General features: G+C 69.1%; 14 protein-coding genes. 6 read left to right on the top strand and 8 right to left on the bottom strand.

The genetic code is table 11. The annotated features are described in order from the left end of the window. Positions 1-45: 45 nt before the first annotated feature. A complete protein-coding gene (locus ACAM52_RS31725; RefSeq protein ID WP_369645505.1) occupies positions 46-816 on the bottom strand; it encodes an enoyl-CoA hydratase/isomerase family protein in 771 nt (256 codons plus the stop codon). Then, entirely contained in the window at positions 813-1,808 is a 996-nt protein-coding gene (locus tag ACAM52_RS31720) for a Bug family tripartite tricarboxylate transporter substrate binding protein (RefSeq protein ID WP_369645504.1), read from the bottom strand. The genes ACAM52_RS31725 and ACAM52_RS31720 overlap by 4 nt, the downstream gene beginning before the upstream one ends. 100 nt (positions 1,809-1,908) lie before the next feature. Between ACAM52_RS31720 and ACAM52_RS31715 the strand changes: the two genes are divergently transcribed. Then, entirely contained in the window at positions 1,909-3,144 is a 1,236-nt protein-coding gene (locus tag ACAM52_RS31715; protein WP_369645503.1) for a CaiB/BaiF CoA transferase family protein, read from the top strand. An 11-nt stretch (positions 3,145-3,155) separates the two neighbouring features. Next, positions 3,156-3,842, top strand: a complete 687-nt coding sequence (locus tag ACAM52_RS31710) for a TetR/AcrR family transcriptional regulator (protein ID WP_070063030.1) — start codon at positions 3,156-3,158, stop codon at positions 3,840-3,842. A 73-nt stretch (positions 3,843-3,915) separates the two neighbouring features. On the opposite strand, the gene ACAM52_RS31705 is transcribed toward ACAM52_RS31710, so the two are convergent. The 6 genes from ACAM52_RS31705 to ACAM52_RS31680 form a co-directional block, all read right to left on the bottom strand. Beyond that, positions 3,916-5,046, bottom strand: coding sequence for a zinc-binding dehydrogenase (locus tag ACAM52_RS31705; protein ID WP_159279551.1), 1,131 nt, complete (start codon positions 5,044-5,046; stop codon positions 3,916-3,918). Between the two features lie 89 nt (positions 5,047-5,135). Continuing rightward, a complete protein-coding gene (locus ACAM52_RS31700) occupies positions 5,136-5,675 on the bottom strand; it encodes a dual specificity protein phosphatase family protein (protein ID WP_369645502.1) in 540 nt (179 codons plus the stop codon). Next, positions 5,672-6,172: a hypothetical protein gene (locus ACAM52_RS31695; protein WP_369645501.1), complete on the bottom strand. Its 501-nt coding sequence runs from the start codon at positions 6,170-6,172 to the stop codon at positions 5,672-5,674. Before ACAM52_RS31695 ends, ACAM52_RS31700 begins: the two co-directional genes overlap by 4 nt. Further along, complete coding sequence (locus ACAM52_RS31690; protein ID WP_369645500.1) at positions 6,169-7,311, bottom strand: glycosyltransferase; 1,143 nt, start codon at positions 7,309-7,311, stop codon at positions 6,169-6,171. The genes ACAM52_RS31695 and ACAM52_RS31690 overlap by 4 nt, the downstream gene beginning before the upstream one ends. An 84-nt stretch (positions 7,312-7,395) precedes the next feature. Next, complete coding sequence (locus ACAM52_RS31685) at positions 7,396-8,841, bottom strand: nicotinate phosphoribosyltransferase (RefSeq protein WP_307581923.1); 1,446 nt, start codon at positions 8,839-8,841, stop codon at positions 7,396-7,398. A gap of 65 nt (positions 8,842-8,906) precedes the next feature. Then, positions 8,907-9,983, bottom strand: coding sequence for a bifunctional nicotinamide-nucleotide adenylyltransferase/Nudix hydroxylase (locus ACAM52_RS31680; RefSeq protein ID WP_369645499.1), 1,077 nt, complete (start codon positions 9,981-9,983; stop codon positions 8,907-8,909). A gap of 162 nt (positions 9,984-10,145) precedes the next feature. Between ACAM52_RS31680 and ACAM52_RS31675 the strand changes: the two genes are divergently transcribed. From ACAM52_RS31675 to ACAM52_RS31660, 4 genes are all read left to right on the top strand, one after another. Beyond that, positions 10,146-10,979: a pseudouridine synthase gene (locus ACAM52_RS31675; protein ID WP_062480682.1), complete on the top strand. Its 834-nt coding sequence runs from the start codon at positions 10,146-10,148 to the stop codon at positions 10,977-10,979. A 10-nt stretch (positions 10,980-10,989) separates the two neighbouring features. Then, complete coding sequence (locus ACAM52_RS31670) at positions 10,990-12,099, top strand: winged helix DNA-binding domain-containing protein (protein WP_369645498.1); 1,110 nt, start codon at positions 10,990-10,992, stop codon at positions 12,097-12,099. A 98-nt stretch (positions 12,100-12,197) separates the two neighbouring features. Then, entirely contained in the window at positions 12,198-12,854 is a 657-nt protein-coding gene (locus tag ACAM52_RS31665; RefSeq protein WP_369645497.1) for a response regulator, read from the top strand. Continuing rightward, positions 12,851-14,212, top strand: coding sequence for a sensor histidine kinase (locus ACAM52_RS31660; RefSeq protein ID WP_369645496.1), 1,362 nt, complete (start codon positions 12,851-12,853; stop codon positions 14,210-14,212). The genes ACAM52_RS31665 and ACAM52_RS31660 overlap by 4 nt, the downstream gene beginning before the upstream one ends. Positions 14,213-14,232: the final 20 nt, after the last annotated feature.

Genomic DNA, 14,232 nt, shown 5'->3' with positions numbered 1-14,232 from the left:
TCAGGTACTCCGTCGTTGTCTGTGCAAAGCTGATCGAGTGGTCGCTCAGCGACCGGTGAAGCGCGGTGTGCGGCGCTCGGCCATGGCCTTGACGCCTTCACGGAAGTCTTCGCTCAGGAATTGCACCTGTTGCTCGGCCAGCTCCCGTTGGTTGATTGCGCGCACGTCCTGCGCGCAGCCGGCGCGCAAGGTGGCGCGCGTGCTCTGTACCGCGAGCGGCGCCGACCCGGCGATCTCCCGGGCGAGCGCCTGGGCGCGCGCCAGCACCTCGTCCGTCGTCACCAGCTCGTCGACCAGGCCGATGGCCAGCGCTTCGGTGCCGTCGATGCGGCGGCCCGTGTAGAACAGCATCGAGGCCCGCTGCATGCCGATCAGGCGAGGCAATGTGTGGCTCAGACCGAAGCCGGGGTGAAAGCCCAGCCGGTTGAAGTTGACGCTGAACCGCGCCTGCGCACAGCTCACGCGAAAGTCGGCCACCAGCGCAAGCCCGACGCCCGCGCCCACCGCTGCGCCTTGCACCGCTGCGACCAACGGCTTTCGAGCGTCGAAGAGCCGCATGGCATGGGTGTAGAAGTCGGCGGGGTCGACGGCCTGGCCGCCCGAGGGAACGCCCGAGAAGTCGGCACCGGCACAGAACGACTTGCCTTCGGCCGCGAGCACGATGGCGCGGCAGCCCGCATCGTCGTCGAGTGCGGCCAGGCGGTCGGCCAGGTCGCGCATCGTGCCGGCATCGACAAAGTTGTGCGGGCCGCGCCGCAGGGTCAGCGTGACGACATGGGCGTCGCGGCTTTGGGAAATGGAGGGCGAATCGGTCATTGGAGTTCGATCCTTGCGGCCGCCGCGATGCGCTTCCAGACGGCGATCTGTTCGCGCTGGAAGTCGCGCAGCTCGTCCTGGCCGCCTTTCATCGTGATCACGTTCTGCTTGGCGTAGAACTCTCGCGTCTCGGGCATGGCGAGGATCTTCACGAACATGTCCGACAGCTTGTCGACCACCGGCTTGGGCGTGTTGGCCGCCACGGCGACGCCCGTCCACGTGTCGGCGCTGAAGCCGCCGATGCCCTGTTCCTGCGCGGTGGGCACATCGGGCAGGCCGGCAAGGCGCTGGTCGGCCGCAATGGCGAGTGCGCGGATCTTGCCGCCGCGCAGCAACTCCATGGTGGCGGTGATGTCGGAAAAGCCCAGATCGGTCTGCCCGGAGAGGGTGGCGTTGACTGCATCGGGCGCGCCCTTGTAGGGCACGTTGAGCAGCTGGATGCCGGCCTTGTCGGCGAACAGTTCGTCCATGAGCTGGTAGGCGGCCGACCCCGATGCATAGGTGCGCTGCCCGGGCTTGGCGCGCGCCGCATCGATCAGGTCCTTGAGTGTCTTGTAGGGCGAGTTGGCCGGCACGATGAGCACGATGGGCGAGCGCATGAGCGTCGAGACCGGGGCCAGGTCCTTCACCGGGTCGTACGGCAGTTGCTTGAACAGCGCCACGTTGGTGGCCAGCGTCGAGTTGCTGCCCATCAGCAGGGTGTAGCCGTCGGCAGGCGCGGAGGTCACGGCCTTCACGGCGATGAAGCCGTTGGCGCCCGCGCGGTTCTCGACGATCACCGGCTGTCCTGCCAGCTCGCCCAGCTTTCGCGCGAAGAAGCGGGCGCCGACGTCGGTGCCGGAGCCGGGCGGAAAAGGCACGACGAAATGGATCGGCTTGGACGGATAGGTCGCGGCGGTCTGTTGTGGCTGGGCCTGCGCGAACGGTGCCGCGGCGGATGCCAGCGCGGCCGTGAACGCCGCGGCGCGCAGCATCTTCGACAAAGGGTTCATGAACGTGTCTCCTGTGGTGGAGGCCGGATTCTATGAAGTTACTTGTCGATCGACAAGCAAGTTGGTAAGATGACCCTCACCACATCAGCAGAGAACCTTCATGGAAAAACGGCCCCCCACGGCACCAGCGGCGAGCGGACCGCTCAAGGGCGTTCGCGTGCTCGACCTGACCTCGGTCGTGCTCGGACCCGTTGCCACGCAGATCCTGGGCGACTATGGCGCCGACGTCATCAAGGTCGAGCCGATCGAAGGCGATCTGATGCGCGCCAACGGGGTGTCGCGCCACGCCGGCATGAGTTCGATCTTCCTGGCCATCAATCGAAACAAGCGCTCCCTGGCGGTCGACCTCAAGAGTGTCGAAGGCCGGAAGATCCTGCTCGAACTCGCGGCGGACGCCGATGTCTTCGTGCACAACATGCGCGTTCCGGCCATCGAACGCCTGGGCCTGGGCTACGACGCGCTGCGTGCGGTACGTCCCGACATCGTCTACTGCGCGGCCACCGGCTTCGGCCAGGACGGACCGGACCATGCCAAGCCGGCGTTCGACGACATCATTCAGGCCGCCAGCGGTGTCGCGGGGCTGATGTGGCAGTCCACGGGAACGGCCGACTACGTGCCCACGTTGATGGCCGACAAGACCACCGGCATCGTGGTCGTCAATGCGGTGCTCGCGGCGCTGTTCCATCGCGAGCGCACCGGAAACGGCCAGTACGTCGAAGTGCCCATGCTCGAGACGATGGTCGAGTTCACCATGGTGGAGCACATGGGCGGGCTCGCCTTCGATCCGCCGACCGCACCCGCGGGCTACGGACGCGTGGTGAGCGGCGGGCGCAAGCCGGCACCGACGTCGGACGGCTACATCGCCATGCTGCCGTACAGCCCGCAGCAGTGGCTCGCGCTGTTCCGCCGCGTGGGACGGGAAGACCTGGCGGGTGCCTACGACCTGTCGGACCGGCACAAGCTCAACGCGAGCGTTCGCGAGCTCTATCGCGAACTCCACAGCCTGACACCGACGCGCAGCACCGCCGCGTGGGTCGCGATCTGCGAAGAACTCGACATTCCCGCCACGCAGATCTGGCGCATCGACGACCTGCCCGAGCACCCGCACCTGAAAGCGGTCGGCATGTTCCAGCCGATGGACCATCCCTCGGAAGGCGCCCTGCAGACCACGCGGCCGGCCACGCTGTTCGGCGCCACGCCGGCGCAGATCCGCAGCGGTGCGCCGCTGCTCGGGCAGCACTCGAACGAGATCCTCGGGGAGTTGGGCTATGCGGGCGAGCGGATCGACCGGCTGCTCAGCGCCGGCGTGGTCAAGGATGCCGCATCGCGTCGTTAGACTTCGGGCCCATGAGGACCGCCGCCAAATCGCCGAACACCACGCTCCCTCGCCGAACGCAGATGGAGCGCCGCGCAGCCGCTGAGGCACGCCTGCTGGAAGCGGCCCGCGAGATCGTGTCGCGCAAGGGGTGGGTCGGGATGACGCTCGCCGAAGTGGGCGAGGCGGCCGGCTACAGCCGGGGCCTGGCGGCGCATCATTTCGGAAGCAAGCCTGCGCTGCTGCGTGCGCTGGCTGCCTACATCAACCAGAACTTCATGCACGAGCTCGAGCGCAGCCCACCGGCCGACGAGGGCATGGCATCGTTGCTTTCCTTCGTGGACGTGTACCTGGGACGCGCCGATGGCGGATGGACCAACACCCGCGCCTTGCTGGTGCTGATGGCCGAGGCCACCACCGACGATTCCGAAACCGGCGAAAGCCTGGGGCGCTACAACCAGAGCGTGATCGACTTCCTGGCGTTGCACTTCCGGGCCGCCATCGCTGCAGGCGAAATGCGAAAGGGCGTCGATCCCGCCACGGCCGCCGTCATCGTGCTGGGGGCGCTGCGTGGCGTGATGCTGCAGGCGCTGCTGAAAGAATCGACGGTCGATCTGCGTGCGGTGCAAAAAGAGCTGTCGACGATGATTGTTCAAAGCTTCGCGCAAGACCCCGACGCATGGCAGGGGCCCCGCAGCCGCAATTCGCGGCCGAGGTGAGGGGCCGCGCCGGCTGCATCGAGTCGAACGCCGGGTTGCGGGCCGGGCCGCTGGCCTTGCGCCCAGGCAGGTGTCAGCCCGCCAACCCCTTGTTCGGATTCAGCAGGAATTTCTCTCCGGTCGCCTGCTTCCCATACACCCCGATCGCATCCAACTGCAGCGCCTCGACCAGCGACACCTCCCGCGTGTAGTGGCTCGCAAACGTCGTCTTCAGTTCCGCGATCACGCGCGAACGCAGCCGCTGCGTGCCTTCATCGCCCAGCTTCTGCAGGAACGGGAACAGCAGCCAGCCGCCCATGCCCCAGGCCATGCCGAAGTTGCGCACGAATTCGGTCGGGCTGCGGTCCAGGCCGCCGTAGATGTAGACCTGCTTGTGCGTGGTCGAGCCGTAGCGGCTGTATTCCTTGGCCGTGCGGTTCAGCGCCGCTTCCATGCAGCCGAGGATCTGGCCGGCGAGCTTGCCGCCGCCCGTGGCGTCGAAGGCCAGCGTGGCGCCGGTGGCGACCAGGGCGTCGGTCAGCTGTTCGAGGAAGTCCGGCGAGCTGGCGTTGCAGACGTACTTCGCGCCGATGCCGCGCAGCAGCGCTTCCTGCTCGGGCTTGCGCACGATGTTGACGAGGTCGATGCCGTCCTTCTGGCAGATCTTGTTGAGCATCTGGCCCAGGTTGGACGCGGCTGCGGTGTGCACCAGCGCCTTGTGGCCTTCGCGCTTCATGGTCTCGACCATGCCCAGCGAGGTCAGCGGGTTCACGAAGCACGACGCGCCCTCGGCCGGCGTGGTGCCCGCCGGCAGCTCGAGGCACATCGCCACGGGCACCGCGCGGTACTGCGAGTACATCGCGCCGCCGATGGCCGCCACGGTCTTGCCCAGCAGCGCCTGCGCGGCCGGCGACGAACCGGCCTTCACGACCACGCCCGCGCCTTCGTTGCCCACCGGCATCGACTGGTCGAGCCGCGCCGCCATCGAGGCGCGCGCGCGTTCAGGCACCGTGGCGGTGACGACGGGGCGATCGGCGGTGCCGGAGGCCACGGCGGTGCTCATGTCGGCGGCGCCGAAGAGCAGGCCCAGGTCCGACGGGTTCATCGGCGAGGCCTCGACGCGGATCACCACCTCGTGGGCCTGCGGTTCGGGCATCGGGTCGTCGTGCAGGGAGAGTTCGAGTTCGCCGTTGGAACGGACGAGGGAGCGCAGTTGGAGTGCCATGGGAAAGCCCCTGTGAAAGGTCGTTCGGAGATGGCCATCGGCCACGGGGCGGCCAGTATAGGAGCGGGTGCGCGCGCCTGCTGGCGCCTTCAAGACACCATGGGGATCACCGGGGCATGGGCCAGCGCATGGCGCATCCGCGGCGGGTCGAGCCGCTCGATGTAGCGCGGGATGTTGCGCCACAGCGTGTGGTACCCATAGCCGCCGCGCAGCATCTCCTGGCGCGCGCTGTCCTTGTCCCAGTCCTGCACGGCCATGCGGTAGACGGCCGCCACCACGCCCGTGCGGTCGGCGCCGTGCATGCAGTGGATGAGCACCGGCCCTTGCTTTTCGGCCTCGCGCATCGCGACCAGCGCGCGCAGCACCTTGGCGTCGTCGATGGCCCAGGTGTTGATCGGCACGCGCACCAGCCGGATGCCGCTGCCCGCAAACACCTTCCGGTCGTCGTTGAAGGAACGCAGGCTCACGACGGTGCGGATGCCCAGCGACTGCAGCGCCGCCACGTTGGCGCGGCGCGGCTGCGCGCTGCGGTACAGCGTGGGCGTGATGCGGTGCAGGTTCTCGACCTGCAGGGCGTCGAGCGGATCGGCCCAGTGGTTGGGGCGCAGGTCGGCGGCTTCTTTCTTCATCGCGCGCGGCGGGGCCAGTGGCGACGCACCAGGATCAGCAGCGCCACCGCGAGCCCGCCCCAGTAGTCGACCGGCGCGCCCCACAGCCAGTGCTTGTGCCAGAAGGCCTTGGTCGGGTTGAAGTTCTCGAAGCCGAAGGCCGGGTTGATGAGAAACCACAAAAAGTCTTCGCAGACCCAGAACACGATCAGCCCCGCGAGCGCCAGCCCCCAGTCGCGCAGCGTCCAGCGCCCCTGGAAGGCCAGCGGCGAGAAGAACACGAGCATCATGAAGGTGAACACCCAGGCGTGGTACCCCGTCATCGCGCGGCCGCCCCAGAACAGGTCGAGCCAGATGTTGTTCTCGATGCGCCAGGTGGGCAGCGAGGTCGCCCAGCCGGCGCCGCCTTCGATCTGGATCTCGGCGTTGGCGAAGAAGAACGCCATCGTCACGACCCACGCGAGGTAGACCAGCGTGCGGCCGATGCCGGGCCGCTGTTCCGTGGCGACGCCGCTCATTCGCTGACGCCCAGCACGCGCTGCAGCACCGCGCGCGCGGCCTGCGGCTTGCCCAGGGCGCGGCTGCGCGCGGCCATGGCCGCGAGCTTGGCGGGGTCGGCCATGAGGCGCGCGACCTTGTAGTCCAGGCCGATGGCGTCGTAGGCCAGCCAGGCGGCGCTTTCTTCCATGAGGAAGCCGGCGTTGTGTTCTTCCTGTCCCGGAATCGGCGAGATCAGCAGCATCGGCTTGCCCAGCGCCAGGCACTCCGACACCGTGAGGCCGCCGGGCTTGGTCACGACCAGGTCGGCCGCGGCCATCATCTTGTGCATCTCGTTCGTGAAGCCGACGGCCACCACGCGGCCCGGATGGCGCTGCGACAGCGCCTCGAGCCGGGCGTGGGCCTCGGCGTTGCGGCCCGCAACCGCGATCACCTGGAACGGCGTGTCGCCGCCGAGTGCCAGCACGCGCTCGACCATGCTCGGCAGGTCGCCCACACCGGCACCGCCCGAGGCCATCAGCAGCACCGGCCGTGCGGGGTCCAGGCCCAGCGCACTCGCGCAGGCCGCGTGCGCGAGTTCAGGCGCATCGGGCTCCGAAAAGGCCGGCATCACCGGAATGCCCGTGACATGCACGCGCTCGGGCGGAATGCCGCGCGCGCGCAGCCGGAAGGCGACTTCTTCCGTCGCCGCGAGGTAACCCGTCATGCCCGGCACCAGCCACATGTTGTGCAGGTCGTAGTCGGTGATCTGCAGCCACACGGGGCACTCGATGCGGCCCCGGTTGCGTTCGCGCATCAGCAGTTCGGCCGGCAGGAAGTGGGTGCAGATCACGGCGTCGGGCTTGGCGCGGCGGATCTCGCGCACCAGCGCCCCGGTGCTCAGGCGCTCGATGCCGCGGCGCAGCCGCTGCGAGGGCGCGTGGTGCGGCGTGACGTCGGTGCGCTGGTGCAGGTACGACCACAGCTCGGGCGCGCGGTTCACCAGCTGCAGGTACCAGTCGGTGTACACCTTGCGAAAGCCCGCCGGCACATGGGCCATGGCGTCGACATGCACCGCGGTATGCGGCGCGAACGACTGGGCGAGGGTGGCTTCGAGCGCCTGGGCGGCGCGCACATGGCCGTTGCCGGCGCTCACACTGAGGATCAGGAGTTTGGTCATGGATTCGGCGGTCTGGTCGCCGGATTATGGACATGCCATGTGGCACGGCCGATGCACACGCGCCGTGCTGGAAGGATCAGCGCCTCAGAGCGGCGCCCGCGACGTGACGAGCTGATTCACGCCTGCGGCCGCCCGCTCGCGAATCGCCTCGAAGGTGGTGTTCGCGACGATGCGTCCGTTCTCGAACACCGTTTGCAGCAGATCGACCTGGCCGCTCGCCAGGGCTTCTTCGCGCAGCGTCTGTACTTCGCCGCGGGCGTTGCGCACCAGCGCGAGCCGTCCCTTCTTCGAGGCCTTGTTCACATCGCCCACCGGCGACTTGTAGACATCGCGCCACTCGCCGTTCACCTGCATCGCCGAGCACTTCATCGCCCATTGCATGGTGTCGCGGTTGACCTGCTGCAGCAGGCCGCCGCCCATGCCGAAGGAGATGTTCTCGGTCGAGAAGCCGTTGTGGAAGAAGTTCGAGAGGCACAGCCGCAGCGAGTCGAGGGTCACGCCGTCGCCCTGGATGATGCGCACGTTGTTCAGCACGCGGAACCCCTTGGCATTCGTCGTGGTGCCGAAGCGCTCGGCCAGGATCTGCGCCACCTTGAGCGTGGTTTCGGCCGGGTCGCCCGAGTCGGGCCGCACCACCAGCGTCGCGCCCGAGGCCACCACCTTCGCCTTGAGCTCGTCGCCCCAGATGCGCGCGCAGGCATTGAAGATGTCGTAGCTGTCGCTCACCACCGCGAAGGTCGTGCCGGGCTTGGCGAATTGGTCGACCATGTTGCTGTACGCGTCGGACTCATGGTCGCGGCCCCAGCCCGTGATGGTGCTGTGCTCGGCCGCGGGAATCGAGAAGCCCGCCACGTCGCAGTCGTAGTAACGACGCGCCGCCACCAAGGCGGCCAGCGTGTCGGTGCCCATGAAGTTGACCAGGTGGGCCATGCCGCCGAGCGCCGCCGATTCCAGGCTCGACACGCCGCGCGCGCCGAAGTCGTGCAGCCTGAACGCGATCTGGCCTTGCGGGTCGTCGCAGGTCGCTTCGAGGTAGCGCAGCAGCGTGGTGCGTGCGGCGGCCGAGAGCGTGGCCACCGTGGTCGGATACCAGATGGCGCGCAGCAGTTCAGTTTCGAGAAAGCTCGTGACCCAGAAGAATTCGGGGTCGGTGTTCTCGATGGTCGCGAGCACGTTGTGCACCGGCAGCACGCTGCCCTCGGGGACCGCGCGGATGCGCACGGGCATCAGTCCGTCGTGCTTCTCGATCAGCCGCAGCCACCCTTCGCGGTTGAAGGGTTCGCCGTGCACGGCCATCATCGCCGCGGCCTCCTCGACGTCGCTGCGCGTCACCGGCGTCTGCAGGTACTCGCGCAGGTATGCCTGCAGGCCGAAGAAGAGCGAATGGCTGAAGAGCCCGCCGCGCGATTCGATGTAGCTGTGCACGGTCTGCGTACCGGGCGGGTACTGCATCCAGTGCGACACCTTGTAGGAGTCGGTGCGCAGCAACAGGTTGTTGCCCAGGGGCGAGGAGGTGAGGTTGCGGTTCATGTGAAAGCTCCTTTCACGTGGGCCCCGTCAACCGGGACCCGTTCTTGCTGACAAAGCCTGGTCGTTCAGTTCTTGCCCAGGCCACCCAAAAAATGGTTTGCGATGAAGTAGTGGTCTTCGTAGATGCGGTCCGGCATCCCGAGGAACTCGGCAATCGGCACCCACCGCACGGCGGCCGCGTCGTCGTCGGCACGCACATCCGACAGGCCCGTCCACTGGTTGTGGGCCAGCTCGAAGAAGAAGCAGTGCGTGATCGTGCGGCCGCGCTGCGAGCGGTCGGGCGCATCGAACACGTGGCTGGCCTTCATGCTGCCGTTGAGCACGGGCACGGGCACCTTGAGGCGGGTTTCTTCCTTCAGCTCGCGGATGGCCGCGTCCTGCAGCCGCTCGTGCTGGCCGACGAAGCCGCCGGGCAGCGCCCACGTGCCCTTGCCGGGGTGGAACTTGCGCTGCACCAGGAGGATGTGGCCGGCCTCGACCACGATGGCATCGACCGTGGTGTAGATCGGTGGAAAGTCGCTGCCTGCGTAGCGGTACTTGTCGCGGTAGTCGACGAGGAAGGCGCGCTCGTCGCAGAGCTCGGCATAGTCGGCGGTGCCGGTGAACTTGTCGAGGAAGGCGGCGGTGCCGTCGGGCAGGTCGGCACGCGCGAGCTGCCCGCGATTCTCGGGGTCGAAATAGAGGTTGCGCACGTCGGTGGCGTTGAGGCTTTCCACGCTGTGCTGGCCCACGAACTCCCAGTGCGGGAAGAGCTTGAGGTAGTAGCTGGAGCTGTCCTTCAGGTGCCCCACCAGCGCGACCTTGGCCTGCGCCGCGGGCACATGGCCATCCTGCTGGATCAGCCGCTCGACGGCAGACTGGATCGACGCGATCCAGATCTGGTCGTTGTAGGGCGAGTCGCCGACGCCGACGACGCTCACGCGCATCTGCTCGGTGCCGCGCAGGCATGCGCGCACCATGCGTTCGCGTTCATCGAAGGTGAAGGGGTCTTTGACGCTGCGCGGCTTGCGGTCGGAGCCGACCACCACGATGACCCGATCGGCGGCGCGAAGGCCTTCTTCGATGAGTCGCTGGTGACCGAAATGAACGGGCTGGAAACGCCCGATGACGATGGCGTACTGAAACTTGCGTGTGTTTGGCATGCTCACTTGGGAATCCCCCAAAAGGGCGCAATCAACTTGCGCCTGGATTCAGGATAGCACCGGTGCGACGCATCGATCAAGCGTTCCTTGCCGCACGTGGCAGGCGGCCGATGGCAAACGGCCAGATACTCGCAGGGCGCATTTGCTAGGATTTGCCCCCCCATGACCGAGCCCTCCACCTCCCCCCACGCGCCCGTGCGCCTCAACAAACGCATGGCCGAACTCGGCCTGTGCTCGCGCCGCGAGGCGGACGACTGGATCGCGCAGGGCTGGGTGCGCGTCAACGGCAAGCCCGCCGAGATGGGCGTGAAGGTCACGCCCAACGACCGCATCGAGGTCGACAAGGCCGCCAAGGGACAGCAGGCGAACCAGGTCACGATCCTCATCAACAAGCCCATCGGCTACGTGAGCGGGCAGGCCGAAGACGGCCACGAGCCGGCGGTCACGCTGTTCACGCCGCAGAACCGCTGGTCGGAAGACAACGCGCGCTTCTTCTTCGGCCCGCAGCAGCTGCGCGGCCTGGCGCCGTGCGGGCGGCTGGACATCGACTCCACCGGCCTGCTCGTGATGACGCAGGACGGCCGCATCGCGCGCCAGCTCATCGGCGAAGACTCGACGATGGACAAGGAATACCTCGTGCGCGTGGCCTACCACGGCCTGGACCAGCCCGCGCCCACCGGCCAGCTGGTTCGCCTGGACGACGACGACCCGGTCACCACCAACGTGCAGGCGGTGTTTCCGCCCGCCATGCTGGCCCGGTTGCGGCACGGCCTGAGCCTGGACGGCCAGGCGCTCAAGCCGGCGCGCGTGGAGTGGCAGAACCCCGAGCAGCTGCGCTTCGTGCTCACCGAAGGCAAGAAGCGCCAGATCCGCCGCATGTGCGAGCTGGTCGGCCTGAAGGTGGTGGGCCTGAAGCGCGTGCGCATCGGCAAGGTGATGCTCGGCAACCTGCCGGTGGGCCAGTGGCGCTACCTGGCGCCGCACGAGAAATTCTGACGACCCGCCCATGGCCGCGGTGCTGAGCCGTCGCGCGCTGAACCGGGCCACGCTCGCGCGGCAGATGCTGCTGGCGCGGCGCAAGGCGAGCGTCGTGCAGGCCATCGAGAAGCTGGCGGGCCTCCAGGCGCAGGCGCCCAACCCGCCCTACGTCGGTCTGTGGAGCCGGCTCGAAGGCTTTCACCGCGCGCAGCTGACCGACGCGCTGAAGAACCGCCGCATCGTGCGCATGTCGACGTTGCGCGCCACCCTGCACCTGATGACCGCCCCGGACGCGTGGGCCTGGCGGCCGCTGCTCGAGCCCGTGCACCAGCGCGGCCTGTCGGGCCTGCATGCGCGGGCCCTCGAAGGCGTCGACCGCGCGGCCGTGGTGAAGGCGGGCCGTGCACTGCTCGGCGACGGGCCGCTCACCGGCACCGCCCTCGGCCAGGCGCTCGCGGCGCGCTGGAAAGACCACGCGCCGGCCTCGCTCGCCGCGCTCATCCGCAACAACGTGCCGCTGGTCCACCTGCCGCCGGCGGGCAGCTGGAATTCGCATCAGAACGCGCTGCTGCAGCCGCTCGGCGCGTGGTTGGGCGATGCCACCGCCGAGATCGCCACCGTCACGCAAGACGACCTGCTCCTGCGCTACCTCGCCGCCTTCGGCCCCGCGACGCTGGCCGATGCCGGCGCGTGGTCGGGCCTCACGGGCTGGAAGGCCGTGGCCGAACGGCTGAGGCCGCAGCTGCGCGTGTTCACCGGCGACGAGGGGCAGGAGCTTTTCGACCTGCCGCGCGCGCCGCGCCCCGACCCCGACACGCCCGCGCCGCCGCGCCTGGTCGCCGAATGGGACAACCTGCTGCTCTCGCACGTCGACCGTCGCCGCGTGCTCGACGAGGCGCACCGCGCGCGCGTCTTCACCATCAACGGCATCGTGCGCGGCACGGTGCTGCTCGACGGCTTTGTGGCGGGCACCTGGAAGATCGAGCGCGCGACGCAGGCGGCCACCGTGGTGCTGGAACCCTTCACGCGCTGGTCCGTGGCCGACCGGCGCGGCGTGGAGGAAGAGGCGCTGCGCCTGCTGGCCTTCGCCGCGGACTACGACGCCGAGCAGCACGCCGTCCGCGTCCTGCGGCCCTAAGCCCCGCCTAAGTCTTCGCGCCTACGCTGCGCCGAGGCGCAGGGCCCCTGACGATCATCCCGGTCGCGTGCTACCTTGCGCGCAAAGGAGTCGCCGCGATGCGCGTGCTGCTGGTGGAAGACGACGAAATGATCGGGCGCAGCCTGAAGCAGGCGCTCGAGGGCGCGGGCTGGTCGGCCGACTGGGTGCGCGACGGCGAGCTGGCGCACAGCGCGCTCGGCGACGGCGGCTACACCTGCGTGCTGCTCGACCTGGGCCTGCCCCGCCAGGACGGCACCGGGGTGCTGCGCCGCGCGCGCGAACGCGGCGACGCCACGCCCGTGCTGGTGCTCACCGCGCGCGACGGCCTGGACGACCGCATCCACAGCCTGGACCTCGGCGCCGACGACTACCTGCTCAAGCCCTTCGAGTTTCGCGAGCTGCTCGCGCGCATGCGCGCCGTGGTGCGCCGCCGCGACGGCGCCGCGCATTCGCTGATCGGCACCGCCGCGCTGCAGCTGGACCTCACGACGCGCGAGGTGGCAGTGAACGGCGTGCGCGAAGCACTCACCGCACGCGAGTTCGCGCTGCTGCACGCACTGCTGGAGCGGCCCGGCGCCATCCTCTCGCGCGAGCAGCTCGAGAACCGCATCTACGGCTGGGGCGACGAAGTGACCAGCAACGCCATCGACGTGCTGATCCACGGCATGCGCCGCAAGCTCGGCGCCGACGCGATCCGCAACGTGCGCGGGCTGGGCTGGCGAGTGGCGGCATGACCGGTGCCGTCCGCCGCTGGTGGCGCCCGCGTTCGCTGCGCACCCAGCTGCTGCTGTGGCTGGTCACGCTGCATGTGGTGGCGGCGGTGCTCACGGCGTGGTTCTCTTTTCTCGCTTACGGCAACCTCGTGCACAACGCACTCGACGACCAGATGCGGCTGGTGGCCGAGTCGTACGCGGGCAACGACCCGCCCAAGACCCCGCGCGCGATGGACGGCGAAGCGGCCTTCTCGCGCGGCGCCTTCGTGGTGCAGCTGTGGAGTGCCGACGGCGCCACCTTGCGCGCGAGCTCGTGGCCCGCACTGTCGGTGCCACTGCAACCGGGCAGCGGCTTCAGCGACGTGCACGCGGAAGGGCCCGCGCATTCGCGCTGGCGCGTGTTCACGGCCGAGCCCGCGCCGCATGCCGACGCGCCGCGCGTGCAGGTGCTGCAGAACGAGGACTACCGCCATCGCCGCGCACTGCGCCGCGCCCTGCTCGAGGGCCTGCCGATCGCGCTGCTGCTGCCGGCGGCGCTGCTGGTGCTGTGGCTCATCGTGTCGGCCGCGTCGCGCTCGCTGCGCGGCGTGGCGCGCGACGTGGCCTCGCAGGACGAGCGCCGCCCGACCGAGCTGTCGCTGGCGCGCGTGCCCGACGAGATCACGCCGCTGGTGGGCGCCTTCAACCACCTGCTGTCGCGCGTGCGCAGCGCCTTCGCCACGCAGCGGCGCTTCGTGCAGGACGCGGCGCACGAGCTGCGCACGCCGATGGCCGCCATCGGCCTGCAGATCGAGAACCTGCGCGCACACGTGCCGGCCGGCGAAGCCACCGAACGCTTCAACCAGCTGGAAGCCGGCGTGACGCGCGCGCAGCACCTCATCGAACAGCTGCTGCAGCTGTCGCGGCAGGACGCGCCGCCGTCGGATGCGCCGGGCGAGCGGGTCGACATCGAGGCGCTGCTGCGCGAGAGCCTGGGCCAGCGCATGGTGCTGGCCGATGCGCGGCGCATCGACGTGGGTTTCGAAGGTCTGACCGGTGCGGTGGTGACTGCGCCCGCGGCCGAGCTGCGCAGCGTGTTCGACAACCTGATCGACAACGCGCTGCGCTATGCGCCCGAAGGCGGGGTGGTCGATGTGCGGCTGCACCGCGTCGACGGGCAGGCGGTGGTCGATGTGCTCGACAACGGGCCGGGCATTCCGCCGGCCGACCTGGAGCGCGTGTTCGACCGCTTCTTTCGCGTGCCCGGCGCGGCGGCGGGCGGCAGCGGGCTGGGCCTGGCGATCGCGCGCACGGCGGCCGAGCGGCACGGCCTGCGCATCGAATTGCGCAACAGGGACGACGGGCCGGGGCTGAGGGCGCGGGTGCTGCTGCCGACGTAGTCATCGCGCGGTGCTCACTT

This window comes from Variovorax sp. V118 (assembly GCF_041154445.1).
Taxonomy (GTDB): Bacteria; Pseudomonadota; Gammaproteobacteria; order Burkholderiales; family Burkholderiaceae_C; genus Variovorax; species Variovorax boronicumulans.
This window is presented reverse-complemented; position numbering and strand designations above follow the sequence as displayed.

Excerpts from the sequence above, each read along its gene's own strand:
- ACAM52_RS31715 (WP_369645503.1), top strand. The coding sequence starts at position 1,909 with ATGGAAAAACGGCCCCCCACGGCACCAGCGGCGAGCGGACCGCTCAAG.
- ACAM52_RS31690 (WP_369645500.1), bottom strand. The coding sequence starts at position 7,311 with ATGACCAAACTCCTGATCCTCAGTGTGAGCGCCGGCAACGGCCATGTG.
- ACAM52_RS31705 (WP_159279551.1), bottom strand. The coding sequence starts at position 5,046 with ATGGCACTCCAACTGCGCTCCCTCGTCCGTTCCAACGGCGAACTCGAA.
- ACAM52_RS31670 (WP_369645498.1), top strand. The coding sequence starts at position 10,990 with ATGGCCGCGGTGCTGAGCCGTCGCGCGCTGAACCGGGCCACGCTCGCG.
- ACAM52_RS31725 (WP_369645505.1), bottom strand. The coding sequence starts at position 816 with ATGACCGATTCGCCCTCCATTTCCCAAAGCCGCGACGCCCATGTCGTC.
- ACAM52_RS31685 (WP_307581923.1), bottom strand. The coding sequence starts at position 8,841 with ATGAACCGCAACCTCACCTCCTCGCCCCTGGGCAACAACCTGTTGCTG.
- ACAM52_RS31720 (WP_369645504.1), bottom strand. The coding sequence starts at position 1,808 with ATGAACCCTTTGTCGAAGATGCTGCGCGCCGCGGCGTTCACGGCCGCG.
- ACAM52_RS31665 (WP_369645497.1), top strand. The coding sequence starts at position 12,198 with ATGCGCGTGCTGCTGGTGGAAGACGACGAAATGATCGGGCGCAGCCTG.
- ACAM52_RS31695 (WP_369645501.1), bottom strand. The coding sequence starts at position 6,172 with ATGAGCGGCGTCGCCACGGAACAGCGGCCCGGCATCGGCCGCACGCTG.
- ACAM52_RS31680 (WP_369645499.1), bottom strand. The coding sequence starts at position 9,983 with ATGCCAAACACACGCAAGTTTCAGTACGCCATCGTCATCGGGCGTTTC.
- ACAM52_RS31710 (WP_070063030.1), top strand. The coding sequence starts at position 3,156 with ATGAGGACCGCCGCCAAATCGCCGAACACCACGCTCCCTCGCCGAACG.
- ACAM52_RS31675 (WP_062480682.1), top strand. The coding sequence starts at position 10,146 with ATGACCGAGCCCTCCACCTCCCCCCACGCGCCCGTGCGCCTCAACAAA.
- ACAM52_RS31700 (WP_369645502.1), bottom strand. The coding sequence starts at position 5,675 with ATGAAGAAAGAAGCCGCCGACCTGCGCCCCAACCACTGGGCCGATCCG.
- ACAM52_RS31660 (WP_369645496.1), top strand. The coding sequence starts at position 12,851 with ATGACCGGTGCCGTCCGCCGCTGGTGGCGCCCGCGTTCGCTGCGCACC.